Source organism: Oceanobacillus halotolerans (genome assembly GCF_010993955.1).
GTDB classification, from domain to species: Bacteria; Bacillota; Bacilli; order Bacillales; family Amphibacillaceae; genus Oceanibacillus_A; species Oceanibacillus_A halotolerans.
This window is the reverse complement of the sequence record NZ_WIXL01000012.1, coordinates 23,695-37,749: the sequence shown is the minus strand read 5'-3', so window position 1 is coordinate 37,749 and position 14,055 is coordinate 23,695. Positions and strand designations below refer to the sequence as shown.

Genomic DNA, 14,055 nt, shown 5'->3' with positions numbered 1-14,055 from the left:
ATGCGGGTTAATTCATTCTACTACATTTATTGTGATATAATTCTAATCGATATATAGTAGGAAACAAGATAGGAAGTGAGGAGTAAAAACATGGGACACGCACTCATTACAGCAGGAACATCAGGATTAGGATTAAAAGTAACAGAAGGATTCTTAAAATCAGGACACCATGTGACAGCAGCCTATCACCAGAATTATGAAAAAGCAATGAATGTGAAAGCATCATTTCAGGATTATCAAGATAGATTACATATTGTTCAAGCAGATGTTACCTCTAAAACTGATTTGGAAAGCCTAGTCGATTCGGCTGTGAATCATTTTGGTGGGGTTGATTACTTAATAAATAATGCAGGTCCATTTATTTTTGAGCGGAAAAAGTTACTTGATTATGAGGATGATGAATGGGATGAAATGATTAGTGGCAATTTAAGTTCTGTCTTTTATTTAATTAAAAAAACAATCCCATACATGCGCAAGCAACAATTTGGACGAATTATTAATTACGGATATCAAGGAGCAAACAGTGCTTCTGGTTGGATGTATCGCTCGGCATTTGCTGCAGCTAAAAGTGGCCTTGTATCACTCACCAAGACAATTGCTTATGAGGAGGCTGAACATCAAATTACATCCAATATGGTTTGTCCAGGCAATATTACGGGAACAATGAAAGAAGCTAGTATTCAAAAAAGCCGAAAACAATATGATGACAAAACACCAATTGGTCGTTCAGGTACTGGTGAAGACATAGCCAGAATGATTTTATATTTATGTGAAAAGGATTCCGATATGATAACAGGGTCTGTTTTTGAAATTACAGGCGGCCTTGATGTGATCAATCGTTATCGGTAAAAAAGCTTCATTTTGAAGGTAATAGAAATGTGCCTTCTTTCCTTTTTTAACAAAAGGCTGTTTTCTAACAGATTGTTACTGCATAGTTGATGTATTATGTGCAGTAAATGTACCGTTAATTTCCGCTCCGGACAGTCGCTTTCACCATGTCGCACTTATGCTCCTGTGAAAGCGGAGTGTATTTCCGTAGCGGTTTTCATAGACAAACTACGACGCATAATATATATGTTGCGACGTTAAAAAGTAACAAAGAATACAAAAAGAGCCTAACAAAATGAAAGTGCTTACAAAATTTGTTAAGCTAATATAAATAAAATGAAATCAAGGAGGATGGTTAGCGTGAAAATAGGGGTGCCAAAGGAGATTAAAAATAATGAAAATCGAGTTGCAATGACGCCTGCTGGGGTTTTAACGTTACGAAATGCGGGGCATAAAGTATTTGTTGAAACTGGAGCAGGGATAGGGTCGACATTTACAGATGAACAATATGAAGAAGCAGGCGCTACGATTGTTTCAAGTGCCAAAGAAGCATGGCAGCAAGAAATGGTTATGAAAGTAAAGGAGCCACTACCAGAGGAATATGATTATTTTTATGAGGGACTTATTTTATTTACGTACCTTCATTTAGCACCAGAACCAGAATTGACTAAGGCTTTAATTGACAATAAGGTTGTTGGAATTGCCTATGAGACGGTTCAATTACCGAATAACTCGTTACCATTATTAACACCAATGAGTGAAGTAGCAGGAAGGATGGCGGCACAAATCGGTGCACAATTTTTAGAAAAAACAAAAGGTGGTAAAGGTATCCTATTATCTGGAATACCAGGTGTGAAGCGAGGAAAAGTTACTGTCATTGGGGGTGGTGTAGTTGGTACCAATGCAGCCAAAATCGCAGTTGGTCTTGGTGCAAATGTAAGCATCATTGATTTGAATCCAGATCGACTACGCCAGCTTGATGATCTGTTTGGGGAATCAGTTAGTACGGTAATGTCCAATCCAATGAATATTCAACAAGAAATCGCTGACTCAGACTTGGTAATTGGTGCAGTTCTAATACCAGGAGCGAAAGCACCTAAGTTAGTTACAGAAGAAATGGTGAAAACCATGCCTGAAGGATCCGTTATTGTGGATGTTGCGATAGACCAAGGAGGCATATTTGAAACAACTGATAAGATCACAACCCATGATGATCCAACATACACAAAACATGGTGTGTTACACTACGCTGTTGCTAATATGCCTGGTGCTGTTCCACGGACTTCAACAATAGGCTTAACCAATGTTACAGTTCCATATGCTGTACAACTAGCAAATAAAGGATATAAACAGGCATGTTTAGATAGTGAGCCCTTACGGAAAGGAATCAATACGTTAAATGGGTATGTTACTTTCCAAGCAGTAGCAGAGGCGCATAATGTAGCGTATAAAGACGCTGCGACATTATTACAATCTTAAAAACAAGAGCACAACAGTTGTGCTCTTGTTTCCTTTAATCGATAATTTGTAACTCTTTTGGATATTTTGTTAGTGCTTCTGGTCCGTTTTCACCGATGTAGACCATATCTTCTATCCGGACACCACCTTTATTTGGTACATAAATACCTGGTTCAATCGTAAAACACATTCCTTTTTGTAGTGGCAGTTTATTATTGCTGTGCATAGAAGGATATTCGTGTGTCTCAATTCCGATTCCGTGACCAATTCGGTGTGTGAAGTATTTTCCATAGCCAGCGGCTTCAATGTGCTCTCTAGCAGCTAAATCAATTTGACCAACAGATGTGCCGATTTGTGATGCTTGGAATGCTTTTTCTTCGGCTTCTTTCACGGTATTGTAAATCGTTTTTTGTTCATCTGTGATCGATTTAAAAGCAACAGTACGTGTAATGTCTGAACAATAGCCTTCATAAATGACGCCAAGATCGAACAGAACCATATCACCACTTGTTATTTCTTTCATCCCAGGTGTTCCGTGTGGAGAGGAAGCTTTGGCACCAGATAGTGTCATCGTAGTAAAAGACATTTGTTGAATCCCTTGCTTTTTCAATTCATATTCAATCGTTGCAATGATATCTAATTCTCTCACACCTTCACGGACAGCTTGAACGCCTGTCTTAATACCAAAATCAGCAAGTGCTGCAGCTTCTTTTAATAATTGATATTCTTTTTCACTTTTAATCACACGCATATTAGAAATTATTTCCTGTGCATCGATTAATTCTGTGTTTGGCAAAATTTCCTTTATGGCATGTAGTCGTTCGATTGTGACATGGTCATGCTCGAGTCCCATGCTTTGAGGTAGCTTTTCAGCTGACTGTAGATATGTAAGGAGCATTTGCCAAGGATTCTCATGATCGTGATAGCCAATCAATTTATGTGACCAACCTGCTGCTTTTGCGTCTTCTACCTCCATAGCAGGTACCACAAGTACGGGATCGAGATTCTCGCTTACATAAACTGCAATCACCCGTTCATGTGGATCAGTATAATAATTGCTTAGATAATAGACATTCGCTTTTGATGTGATGAGTATACTGTCAAGATTTTGCTTTTTTACTTCCGATAATAGAGTATCAATCCGATTTGTCATAAAAACACCTCATCTAATCGTTTAGTTATAGATAGTATAACAGAAATTAGTAACTTGTCTGATGATTTCAACAGAAAAAACATGAAACTTTTTTCGATTGTATTCCGTATTACTAATATAAAGAAACCAAAAGGAGGAGTACCATGTTTAAAATGTTTAGACGTGTCCGTACAATTGTTGGTTCAGAGTTAAATGCAATGTTAGATAAGGCAGAGGATCCTGTGAAAATGTTAAATCAATTTTTACGGGATATGGAAGAGGATATACAGGAAGCAGAAGGTGCAATAGCGAAACAAGTTGCTAATGAGAAAATGTTAAAACGTAAATTAGAAGATACGGAGGCAATGGCAGAAAAACGTCAACAGCAGGCTGAAAAAGCAGTTAAAGCAGGAGAAGATGACCTTGCTCGTCGTGCACTAGAAGAAAAGCAAGACTATGAAAAACAAACTTCCATGTTACAAGAGTCATACGATATAGCAAGACGTGACTCAGAGGAATTAAAGAGAAAGCTAGCGGAAATGAAAAAAGAATATGATCAAATGAGGCTGAAACGTGATTCCCTAAAAGTGCGAGCAGAATCTGCTAAAACGAAAACAAAAATGAATCGTACGATGTCTTCTATTGGTAGTGATGAATCAAAAAGAGGCTTTGAACGGATGGAACAAAAAGTTATGGAATATGAAGCAGAAGCAGAAACAACCGAAGACTTAACAACCTCCAATCCTACATTAGATGAAGAGTTAGATTCACTTGAGGAAAGTAAAGTAGATGAAGAATTAGCCGACTTAAAAAAGAAATTAAGCAATGAATAAAGAAAAAACTTATGATTGGAAGGATTTTTGACTATTCTATCGAATGGGTAAAGTAAACTGCCAAAAAGGAGAGATAACATGAAAGTATCCTATCACGGACATTCTGTTGTAAAAATTGTAACAGAAAAACATACCATTTTAATGGATCCATTTATCTCAGGAAATGAAAAATGTGATTTAAATGCAGATACAGTGGATGCTGACGTTATTTTGTTAACACATGGACACAATGATCACGTAGGTGATACGGAAGCGATCGCAAAACGCAACGATGCATTGGTTGTCGCACCAAATGAATTAGCGGGATACCTAGAGTCAAAAGGGTTAAAAACACATCCTATGCATATTGGTGGGGCACATGACTTTGATTTTGGACGTGTGAAGTTTACACAAGCCTTCCATGGTTCCTCGTTTGTCGAAGAAGATGGTTCGATCATTTACACTGGGATGCCAGGTGGAATTTTACTTACAGTGGAAGGAAAGACCATCTATCATGTGGGAGATACTGGATTATTCTCTGACTTAAAATTGATTGGGGAAATGAACTCGATCGATTTAGCCTTTGTTCCAATTGGAGATAATTTCACGATGGGACCAGAGGATGCATTAGTAGCGGCAGATTGGATTAATGCCAAGGTCGTTGTACCAGTTCATTACAACACCTTCCCGGTTATTGAGCAGGATCCTAAAGACTTTGCAAAGAAAGTGAAAACGGGTGAAGGCAAAGTCATGAACATTGGGGATGAACTAGAATTATAAGGGAAACGTGAGCTGTTAATGGCTCACGTTTTTTAACTACAAGAATTAGCATTTTCCTTTATTCTAAGGCTATCCCCTACTGTTGCGTCAAATGTTGCATCCCCTTGTACACATATTTCACCGTTACTCCAGTCATAGCCGACAACCCCAACGAAGTGTGCATCCCCTTTTACAATGATCTTATTTTGATTTTGTAAATCTACACCATCATGAAAATAAGCATCTCCACCTATAGTTAAGGTTGCATTTCCCATTAAGTTGACATAATTTTCAAAAGTAGCATTTTCTCCTATATTTATTTGTGTATTTTCCTGGAATGTCGTGTTACCTAGTGCGAAAAAATGACCGTCAATCAAAATATTACTGTTACTACGGACCATTAAAGAATCATTTATTCTGGCACCACCAAATGCATGAAGACTGGAGTTAGAATCTAATGTTAGTGTATTTACGACATATAAATTATTTACTTCAAATGTACTATCCGATTTTAATGTTGATGGACCTTCTAATCTAGCGTTATTTTTAATGTTTAATTTGGCATTTGATTCTAAATTAAACGTTTCATCACTAAAAAAGTTATGATCCACAGCAAGATTTATATTGTTGTGGATGGATATTTGATTCGGAAACCAAGCATTGCCTTCATTTACTGTAGGATTGTTGCAAGCGTTCCAACTACCGATTTGTCGTTGTTGAAATCTTGTATTCCCATTAAAATGACAAGAATTATTTGTATTACCATTTGTGAAGTTATGTGGATCATCTTTTATAATATCTTCAAAATCCTCTTTGTTATCTAAATCTCCTTCATCTTTCGTTTGAAGATTCCTAACATAGTCCTCTTTATTATTAAATGTTGTTTCTACTGTTAAGCTTTCTCCGGTATTATCAGTAGTTGTTAATCGTATAAATATAGGTTCTTTTTCCTGAATTCCTTCTATACATCCGTTATTAATGTTTCCATTATCTACTTCTAACTCACTAATCGTAATTTCCCTTACTAGATTATTAAAACAAATTCGCGAGTCTCCATTATAATATTTATTACGGATTTCATTTATTAGTAAATTTGTATTCTGACTTAATGTAATTTGCTCATTTGTTTTTGTTTCATTTCCCATTAGCTGAAAAATAAGGGTCGATGATAAAGTGATAAGGACAGCAAAAAGGCTAATTGCTGCGAGTAACTCTACTAATGTAATACCTTTTTCATTATGAATTTGTCGATTTATCACGTTTCTCACATCCAATATAATGGTATAATAAGTAAAAAGTCACATATAAGGGGTGACCTTATTGTATAATAGATTTCGAAAATTAAATAGCCAAGGCTTTACGCTTATTGAAATTATAGCATCTATTGCCATTTTAGGAATGGTTGTTGCTATTTTTTTACCGATTTTTCCCCAAATAATGAATTGGACGAATAATACTGATGATGAATTAACTGCTAGTAACTTACTAACACAGGTTTCAAGTGAAGCTTCTGATGTAGTTGGTAATGTTGATGATTTAGGTGTACAAGCATGCCCAGAAGATAATTCTTTATCATATGACATAGGTGAGACTTTTTCTAAAGCTTATGATGACTATACCGCACAACTGACAGTTATCTGTAAGGAGACAGGTGTCGATTTATTTCGCACTACTATACAAATTTTTTCAGAAGATCAATTAATTAGTCAATCGTATACATATATATCGGGTGATATATGATGAAACCATATACAAACGAAAAAGGGTTTGCACTTGTCCTAACATTGATGATGATCACATTGATGCTGACATTTGTATTAGTACAGTTTACCCAAATCACCAATACAACAAGACAAGTTGCAACAACAGAAGAACAAATTGATGCACGGCTTATGGCTGAAATGGGTGTTGATTATTATCGGGGACTATTTGATACATTTAATCAGGATGAACATTCTATTGAGGAGTTTTTGGACGATTTACCAAGGTCAGTAGAAAAAACAATTGATAGTAGACATCAATTTCAGATTAACTTGGACGAAGGCGAACCCAATTTGGATGATAATACGATTACCTATACAAGTACTGGAATAGCACATGATCGTGAACACGAAATAGAAGATACCATAACGATTAACATAGAGAGTGAGGAATAATATGCCAACACGGAAACGATTAGGTGATTTACTGCAAGAGGCTGGCCTTGTTACAGAAGAACAAATTGAAGAAGCTTTACAAGCAAAAAAAAATGATCAAAAACTTGGGGATGCACTGTTGGAGCATAACTTTATTACAGAACGTCAGTTAATCGAAGTATTAGAGTTTCAACTGGGGATTCCACATGTATCCTTATACCGCTATCCAATTGATGAACAAGTATTAGGATATGTATCGCGGGAAATGGCACAACAGCACTATATTATGCCCTTGAAAATTCAAGATAATTCCTTGTTGGTCGCGATGAAAGATCCAATGGACTATTACGTTATTGATGATTTGGAGTTAGCTACAGGATTAAGCATTTCCCCTGTTATCGCAGCCAAAGACGATATTTTGTATGCGATTAATAAATATTATTTTAAGAATGAAACACAAACACCTGAAGAAGAGATAGATACGGATGATGAAGCACCAGTTATTCGTATGCTGGATCAATTATTAACGACAGGTATTCAATTAAAAGCAAGTGATATCCATATTGATCCACAAGAGGCTGATGTCCATGTTCGGTACCGGATTGATGGTCGATTACAGACTGAGAAAATTGTTCCGAAGCAGATGCAAAATGCACTAGTTGCACGCATTAAAATTTTAGCAAACTTAAATATAACGCAAACCCGTTTACCACAAGATGGTCGGATCAAGACGACTGTAGGTGTTACACCAGTTGATTTACGTATATCTACTTTACCAACTGTATTTGGAGAAAAAGTAGTAATCCGTATTCTCGATCTGAATAATGCACTAATGGATTTGACGGAATTACATTTCTCTGAAGAAAATTATAAGAAATATAAACGACTAATTGGACAACCATCTGGTCTTGTATTATTGACAGGACCTACAGGATCTGGTAAAACATCAACTCTATATGCTTCGATTAACCAATTAAATAGGGAAGATGTAAATATTGTTACCGTAGAGGACCCTGTCGAATACCAATTAGAAGGGATCAATCAGGTTCAGGTCAATACGTCGGTAGGACTTACATTTGCCAGTGGTTTGCGGTCCATTTTAAGACAAGACCCTAACATCATTATGGTAGGGGAAATTCGTGACCAGGAGACGGCCGAAATCGCCATTCGTGCCTCCTTAACAGGACACTTAGTGTTTAGTACCTTGCATACGAATAATGCAATTGAAACAATCCCACGGTTAATGGATATGGGAATTGAGCCATATTTAGTGGTTTCGTCGTTATCAGGTGTAGTAGCACAGCGACTCGTGCGTCAAATCTGTCGCGATTGTAAGACAGAGCGAGAACCTACAGAAATGGAAAAAGATATTTTCGATAAAAATGGGGTAGAAGCAGGCCCTGTTTATTATGGACAAGGTTGTAATGTATGCCACCATACAGGATATCGGGGACGTGTTGCGATACATGAAGTGTTAGTGGTCGATGATACGATAAAAAGTATGCTATTAAATCAGAAATCAATGATTGAAATTCGTGATTATATCCGTTCAGAAGGGATGTCCTTTTTAATACAGGATGGACTAGAGAAAATGAAAAAAGGACTAACAACAATGGAAGAAATTATGCAAGTTTCCATTCAAGTTTAGGGGGAGAACTGATGAAAGAGAAATTAGAAGAATGGCTGACAAAAGCCTATTATGAAAAAGCTTCAGATGTGCATATGACCATTGGGAAGGCACCAATCTTTCGTGTGAATGGTACTTTAATAGAACAAGATGGTCCGAAATTAGAATCAACTGATATGCTCAGTTTTGTTAAAGCGATAACACTAAACGACCAATGGGAGCACCTACAACAACACCGTGAACTAGATTTTTCCTATGGGATTGATGGCCTTTCACGTTTTCGTATGAATGCTTTTTTCCAGCGAGGAGAATTGTCTTTAGCAATACGTTTGGTACCAACGAGGATTCCGTCGATTGAGGAATTACACCTCCCAACGGTTGCAAAAGATATTGTTCACAAGCCACAAGGGTTAGTGCTAGTAACTGGACCAACAGGTAGCGGGAAAAGTACAACCTTAGCTTCTATGCTCCATTACATGAATCAAACCATGAAGAAGCACATTATTACATTAGAGGATCCAATAGAATATATGCATACACATGCAAAATCTGTCATTGATCAACGGGAAGTTGGTTTTGATACGAATAGCTTTGCAGGTGGATTACGAGCTAGCTTGAGACAAGATCCAGATGTTATTTTAGTTGGGGAAATGCGTGATCTCGAAACGATTTCAACTGCTATTACAGCCGCAGAAACTGGCCATTTAGTGTTAGGGACATTACATACATCAGGTTCTGTATCCACCATTGAGCGGATCATTGATGTATTTCCATCTGAACAACAAACCCAAATTCGTATTCAATTATCTTCTATTTTGAATGCTGTCATTTCGCAGCGGTTATTGAAGACAAAAGATGGACTCGATCGCCGCGTTGCAACGGAAGTATTAGTGAATACATCAGCTGTGAAGAACTTGATTCGCAACGAAAAATTACATCAAGTGCAAAATGTCCTTCAAACATCGAAGGAACAAGGAATGCACACATTAGAAATGGACCTAAAACGATTACTGCAAAAAGATGTTATCTCATATGAAACAGCAGCTCCTTTTTTTAGCAACTCCGTAACATGACGAAAATAGAAACGTAGGAGACTACGTTTTTCTGAAAAGAAGGGAGTATGGATGTGAATTTTCAATATACAGGAAAACGAATTTCCGGACAAAAAATAAAAGGAAAAATCGAAGCAGATTCCAAAAAAGAAGCACTAACAGAATTAGAAAAGAATGGTCTAATTATTTTTGGGATCGACGAAACAAAACCGTGGAATAAAGATATTGTTTTGAACAAGAAGGTAAAACACAAGGATTTCATCATATTCTTGAGACAATATGCCACACTAATACATGCAGGTATTTCGATTTCAGATGCAACGAAAACAATGGTAAAGCAAACGGATAACTATGCCTTACGTACAGCACTAATTGATATAGACAAGCAACTTGACCAAGGACAAGCATTATCCAAGGCCGCAGAACGGCATCCGAAAGTTTTTCCGACACTACTAGTCAATATGATCCATGCTGGAGAAGCAAGCGGGAAATTAGATGAAATCTTAAACCAAATGGCTGATTATTATGAGAAGGAATATGAGAATAGACAAAAAGTCATTTCCGCATTAACATACCCGAGCATTGTTGGGGTCATTACGATATTTTTGAGTATGTTTTTACTCGTTTTTATCGTTCCTCAATTCGTGAGTATGTTTAATTCCTTTGGAGAAGATATTCCTGCTTTTACACAGTTTGTCTTAAATTTAAGTAATTTTGTTGGATCTTATTGGTGGGTTCTGTTTGTAGTTGTTGTCTTACTGGCCATTCTCTACAAATATTTTATGCAGTACGAGGCGTTTGCATATCGAATGGATATCATTAGGATGAAATTCCCATTCTTAGGGGTGCTTGTTCATAAAGGTGCTCTAGTACGTATGACACAAACATTAAGTACATTAGTGAATAGTGCTGTACCAATCCTGCAATCCGTTGAGATAACGGAGAGAGTAGTAGGCAATCATGTTATTAGAGATGTTTTAGCACAATCTCGGAAGTCTTTAGAAGTTGGAGAGTCCTTAGCAAAACCAATGAACGATCATTGGGCCTTCACAGCATTAGTCGTGCAAATGATTCAGATTGGTGAAAAGACTGGGACATTAGATCAAATGTTAGCCAAAGCTGCTGACTTTTATGAAGAAGAAGTCAATCAATTATCAGAACGGATTAAAACATTGATTGAACCATTAATGATTATTATCTTAACCGTGATTGTAGGAAGCATTATTGCAGCTGTTATCATCCCAATGTTTTCGTTGTTCGAGACGCTATAAAGTAAGTACAACTAGAATTTCATAAAGGATGGGATATCATGTGGACACGAATGAAAGCCATTATGAAACAACAAAAAGGGTTTACATTAGTTGAATTACTTACAGTGATTGCGATTCTCGGTATTATTGTTGCCATTGCCGTCCCTACAATTGGTAATATTATCGGTGAATCAGAAGAAGATGCACATGAGGCGAATGTGCAGTTGATTGAGAATGCTGCAAAATTAGCAGCAGTATCAGAAGGAGAATCTGATACGAGTTATTCTTTAAATGATTTAGTAGAAAATGGATATTTAGAAAGTATCCCAGAAGATGTGGGTGATTATACCTATGATGGAGAGCATACTGTATCGATCAGTGGATCTGTAGCAGAATATGATGAATATAGTGATTGATATATTTTCCGCTAAAGAACTGTACCAATTGATAATTTAAGGTACAGTTTTTTTATTTTACGTTAGGAAAGTATAAAATTTTAGCTAAGAAGTAGACTCGACGTTGCTAAAATTTTAATGTCCCAAGTATAAGAAAAACGAACACATTCACTAAGGACGGGCGAATGCGAGTTTTTCTTATATACGGTAACAATATTCGGCAAGTTGTAACAAATTTTGGTAGATATTTACCCAATCCTCTATTATAATACTATATATAGGACTTATGTAGGGTGTGATGATAGGCTATCCTTTATGTGGGCACTTTGGTAGCCTGGAGCAAGTAGTGCAACCGACTTAGCTACGTCTTTATAAAATACATTTTATAAGAGGTGGAAACAATGCTACAACAAATCCAGAAGTTAATGAAAAAACAAAAAGGGTTTACATTAGTGGAATTATTAGCTGTTATTGCTATTTTAGGTATTATTGTTGCAATTGCCGTACCAACAATTGGGAATGTGATTGGAGAATCGGAAGACGATGCGAAAATAGCCAATGTAGAACTCATTTTAAATGCTGCAAGACTTGCAGACGCTAGTGGCGAAGATGTTGATGGCTGGAGTGTAGAGGATTTAAGAAACAATGGCTATTTAGAAGAAATTCCAACAATACCTGGAAGCGACGAAGGGATATATGGTGGAAATATATCAAAAGATACAGATGCCGATGGAAATGGTTCTATAACATATACTGTAGGTAATTCAGAAGAAGTTCCAGCTAGTTATATATCTGAGACAGAATCAGTTAATTCTACGGAATGATAAACTATTTATAATAGACGCCCTTGCATCAAAATTGCAGGGCGTTTTATTCAAAACATAAATAAATGAAACCTCTTTCAAATAGGGAGATAAACGATGAACGTTACAATGATAGCAATCTTTTTTCTATTCGGATTAATCTTTGGTTCGTTTTTTAACGTAATTGGTCTACGTGTACCTGAAAATAAGCCATTTGCTAACGACCGATCAGCTTGTCCACATTGTGGTCATACATTAGCATGGTATGAATTAATTCCTGTGTTGTCATACATATTTCAACTAGGAAAATGTAAACATTGTTATACGAAAATATCATTTCTTTATCCAGCAATTGAAGTCTTGACTGGATTTCTTTTTATGTTTAGTTTTATGAAGTTTGGTTTTGACATGGAATTAGTAATCGCTTTATTATTAGTATCCATGCTGGTTATTCTATTAGTAACCGATATCACATACATGCTCATCCCGAATAAAATTTTATTATTTTTCCTCCCACTATTTGTTTTCATGCGAGTCATAGTACCACTTGATCCATGGTGGTCTCCTATAGTAGGTGCTTCTATTGGGTTTGTCATAATTATGGTTGTGATTCTCGTTAGCCGTGGTGGAATGGGTGCAGGGGATATGAAGCTATTTACTGTTTTAGGTGTTGTGTTAGGAACAGAGAATATTTTGCTTGCCTTTTTCCTATCCTGTATGATTGGAGCAGTCATTGGTGTGGTATTACTGGTAGTTGGTGCTATCGACCGTAAGCAACCTGTACCATTTGGACCGTATATAGTAGTTGCAACACTCGTTACATACTTTTACGGGGATCTATTACGCAATTGGTATGTTACGACATTTTTAATCTAAGTAGGTGAAAGAATGTATTTATTTCAAAGTGGAAAAGTAAGTATTGTCATCACGAATCGGGTTTTACGTTATGCCTACCATAAAAATGCATCCAATAAGGGGTTAGTTACCCATGGGGAAGTAGAACTCCCAGAAGGCACGATCCAGGATGGAAAGATTGTGAATAAATCGGTTCTATTAGAAGTCGTGAATAAACTTGTTCAAAAATATAGATGGAAACGAAAAAAACTTTATTTTGCTGTTCCAGATGATACCGTAGTAATTCGGCAATTACAAATACCTGCTTCCTTATCAAAAGAAGAAGCAGTAGCATATGTACATACACAACTAGGAAATAATTTTTATTTACCTTTTGGAAACCCATCTTTAGCCGTGGAATTTCTAGAGATGGAAGGAGAACAGCGTAATATTCTGGTACTTGCCTATCCCAAGGACAAAATAAATGCCTTTGCCGATGTTTTTGATGATGCAGGTTTAAAACCCGTGGTTGCTGATCTTACGTCCCTATCCGTGTACCGGTATTATTATGATTTATATCATCAATCGGATATCAATGATGTGCTGCATGTCCATTGGAATCAGGATGCACTTGTATTAACTGCATTTCAAAATCACAAAGCCATTTTCACCAGATATATGAAATTAGACATGACTGTAGAACTAAATGAAGGATCAGCCGAACAGGTTATTAATGAATATTTGATTGAAATTAATCGAATTATTGATTTTTATCGATTTTCCGTTACTAAAGGAGAATCAACCATTAGCTTGCTGCTCTTAACAGGGGATTTTCCTTATTTACAATCGGCACAACAATCTCTGGAAGAAAGCAATTCGATCAAAATTCACCAATTTCCTGAAGAATTGGCTCCAACAAAGTATATCGACGTGCTTGGACTAGCATTAAAAAAGGAAATATAGAAGAGGG

The 14,055-nt window shown here is 36.6% G+C and carries 15 protein-coding genes and 1 riboswitch; of the genes, 13 read left to right on the top strand and 2 right to left on the bottom strand.

Translation table 11 applies throughout. The features are described from left to right. The first annotated feature begins 90 nt into the window (after positions 1 to 90). Positions 91 to 849, top strand: a complete 759-nt coding sequence (locus GHC26_RS12670) for an SDR family oxidoreductase (protein WP_163971646.1) — start codon at positions 91 to 93, stop codon at positions 847 to 849. A 339-nt stretch (positions 850 to 1,188) separates the two neighbouring features. Beyond that, positions 1,189 to 2,307 carry an alanine dehydrogenase gene (gene ald / locus GHC26_RS12665; RefSeq protein ID WP_163971645.1) on the top strand — a complete coding sequence of 373 codons (1,119 nt, stop codon included), beginning with the start codon at positions 1,189 to 1,191 and terminating at the stop codon, positions 2,305 to 2,307. Between the two features lie 34 nt (positions 2,308 to 2,341). Here the strand turns inward: ald and GHC26_RS12660 are convergent, their stop codons facing one another. Then, positions 2,342 to 3,439, bottom strand: coding sequence for a M24 family metallopeptidase (locus GHC26_RS12660; RefSeq protein ID WP_163971644.1), 1,098 nt, complete (start codon positions 3,437 to 3,439; stop codon positions 2,342 to 2,344). A 143-nt stretch (positions 3,440 to 3,582) separates the two neighbouring features. Between GHC26_RS12660 and GHC26_RS12655 the strand changes: the two genes are divergently transcribed. Together GHC26_RS12655 and GHC26_RS12650 are read left to right on the top strand one after the other, a co-directional pair. Then, on the top strand, positions 3,583 to 4,251 hold the full coding sequence (locus GHC26_RS12655; protein ID WP_163971643.1) for a PspA/IM30 family protein: 669 nt from the start codon (positions 3,583 to 3,585) through the stop codon (positions 4,249 to 4,251). Positions 4,252 to 4,329: 78 nt separating this feature from the next. Continuing rightward, the gene (locus GHC26_RS12650; RefSeq protein ID WP_163971642.1) at positions 4,330 to 5,010 is read left to right on the top strand and encodes a metal-dependent hydrolase; all 681 of its coding nucleotides are present in this window, start codon (positions 4,330 to 4,332) and stop codon (positions 5,008 to 5,010) included. A gap of 32 nt (positions 5,011 to 5,042) precedes the next feature. On the opposite strand, the gene GHC26_RS12645 is transcribed toward GHC26_RS12650, so the two are convergent. Next, a complete protein-coding gene (locus tag GHC26_RS12645) occupies positions 5,043 to 6,248 on the bottom strand; it encodes a type II secretion system protein (RefSeq protein ID WP_163971641.1) in 1,206 nt (401 codons plus the stop codon). 61 nt (positions 6,249 to 6,309) lie between these two features. Between GHC26_RS12645 and GHC26_RS12640 the strand changes: the two genes are divergently transcribed. The 9 genes from GHC26_RS12640 to pilM all read left to right on the top strand — a co-directional run bounded on the left by GHC26_RS12640 (position 6,310) and on the right by pilM (position 14,048). Further along, on the top strand, positions 6,310 to 6,729 hold the full coding sequence (locus GHC26_RS12640) for a type II secretion system protein (protein ID WP_163971640.1): 420 nt from the start codon (positions 6,310 to 6,312) through the stop codon (positions 6,727 to 6,729). Continuing rightward, positions 6,729 to 7,145, top strand: coding sequence for a hypothetical protein (locus tag GHC26_RS12635; RefSeq protein WP_163971639.1), 417 nt, complete (start codon positions 6,729 to 6,731; stop codon positions 7,143 to 7,145). The genes GHC26_RS12640 and GHC26_RS12635 overlap by 1 nt, the downstream gene beginning before the upstream one ends. Position 7,146: 1 nt before the next feature. Continuing rightward, the gene (locus GHC26_RS12630; RefSeq protein ID WP_163971638.1) at positions 7,147 to 8,772 is read left to right on the top strand and encodes a GspE/PulE family protein; all 1,626 of its coding nucleotides are present in this window, start codon (positions 7,147 to 7,149) and stop codon (positions 8,770 to 8,772) included. Between the two features lie 11 nt (positions 8,773 to 8,783). Further along, complete coding sequence (locus GHC26_RS12625; protein WP_163971637.1) at positions 8,784 to 9,824, top strand: type IV pilus twitching motility protein PilT; 1,041 nt, start codon at positions 8,784 to 8,786, stop codon at positions 9,822 to 9,824. Between the two features lie 47 nt (positions 9,825 to 9,871). Beyond that, the gene (locus GHC26_RS12620) at positions 9,872 to 11,074 is read left to right on the top strand and encodes a type II secretion system F family protein (protein WP_404821796.1); all 1,203 of its coding nucleotides are present in this window, start codon (positions 9,872 to 9,874) and stop codon (positions 11,072 to 11,074) included. Between the two features lie 38 nt (positions 11,075 to 11,112). Continuing rightward, positions 11,113 to 11,469 carry a competence type IV pilus major pilin ComGC gene (locus tag GHC26_RS12615; RefSeq protein WP_163971635.1) on the top strand — a complete coding sequence of 119 codons (357 nt, stop codon included), beginning with the start codon at positions 11,113 to 11,115 and terminating at the stop codon, positions 11,467 to 11,469. Between the two features lie 261 nt (positions 11,470 to 11,730). Next, positions 11,731 to 11,815, top strand: a riboswitch (cyclic di-GMP riboswitch). A 34-nt stretch (positions 11,816 to 11,849) separates the two neighbouring features. Further along, entirely contained in the window at positions 11,850 to 12,272 is a 423-nt protein-coding gene (locus GHC26_RS12610) for a competence type IV pilus major pilin ComGC (protein WP_163971634.1), read from the top strand. Positions 12,273 to 12,368: 96 nt separating this feature from the next. Further along, positions 12,369 to 13,127, top strand: a complete 759-nt coding sequence (locus GHC26_RS12605) for a prepilin peptidase (protein ID WP_163971633.1) — start codon at positions 12,369 to 12,371, stop codon at positions 13,125 to 13,127. 12 nt (positions 13,128 to 13,139) lie between these two features. After that, positions 13,140 to 14,048, top strand: a complete 909-nt coding sequence (pilM, locus tag GHC26_RS12600) for a type IV pilus biogenesis protein PilM (protein WP_163971632.1) — start codon at positions 13,140 to 13,142, stop codon at positions 14,046 to 14,048. The last annotated feature ends 7 nt before the right edge of the window (positions 14,049 to 14,055 follow it).

Excerpts from the sequence above, each read along its gene's own strand:
- GHC26_RS12670 (WP_163971646.1), top strand. The coding sequence starts at position 91 with ATGGGACACGCACTCATTACAGCAGGAACATCAGGATTAGGATTAAAA.
- GHC26_RS12660 (WP_163971644.1), bottom strand. The coding sequence starts at position 3,439 with ATGACAAATCGGATTGATACTCTATTATCGGAAGTAAAAAAGCAAAAT.
- GHC26_RS12655 (WP_163971643.1), top strand. The coding sequence starts at position 3,583 with ATGTTTAAAATGTTTAGACGTGTCCGTACAATTGTTGGTTCAGAGTTA.
- GHC26_RS12650 (WP_163971642.1), top strand. The coding sequence starts at position 4,330 with ATGAAAGTATCCTATCACGGACATTCTGTTGTAAAAATTGTAACAGAA.
- GHC26_RS12635 (WP_163971639.1), top strand. The coding sequence starts at position 6,729 with ATGAAACCATATACAAACGAAAAAGGGTTTGCACTTGTCCTAACATTG.
- GHC26_RS12630 (WP_163971638.1), top strand. The coding sequence starts at position 7,147 with ATGCCAACACGGAAACGATTAGGTGATTTACTGCAAGAGGCTGGCCTT.
- GHC26_RS12625 (WP_163971637.1), top strand. The coding sequence starts at position 8,784 with ATGAAAGAGAAATTAGAAGAATGGCTGACAAAAGCCTATTATGAAAAA.
- GHC26_RS12620 (WP_404821796.1), top strand. The coding sequence starts at position 9,872 with ATGGATGTGAATTTTCAATATACAGGAAAACGAATTTCCGGACAAAAA.
- GHC26_RS12615 (WP_163971635.1), top strand. The coding sequence starts at position 11,113 with ATGTGGACACGAATGAAAGCCATTATGAAACAACAAAAAGGGTTTACA.
- GHC26_RS12610 (WP_163971634.1), top strand. The coding sequence starts at position 11,850 with ATGCTACAACAAATCCAGAAGTTAATGAAAAAACAAAAAGGGTTTACA.
- GHC26_RS12605 (WP_163971633.1), top strand. The coding sequence starts at position 12,369 with ATGAACGTTACAATGATAGCAATCTTTTTTCTATTCGGATTAATCTTT.
- pilM (WP_163971632.1), top strand. The coding sequence starts at position 13,140 with ATGTATTTATTTCAAAGTGGAAAAGTAAGTATTGTCATCACGAATCGG.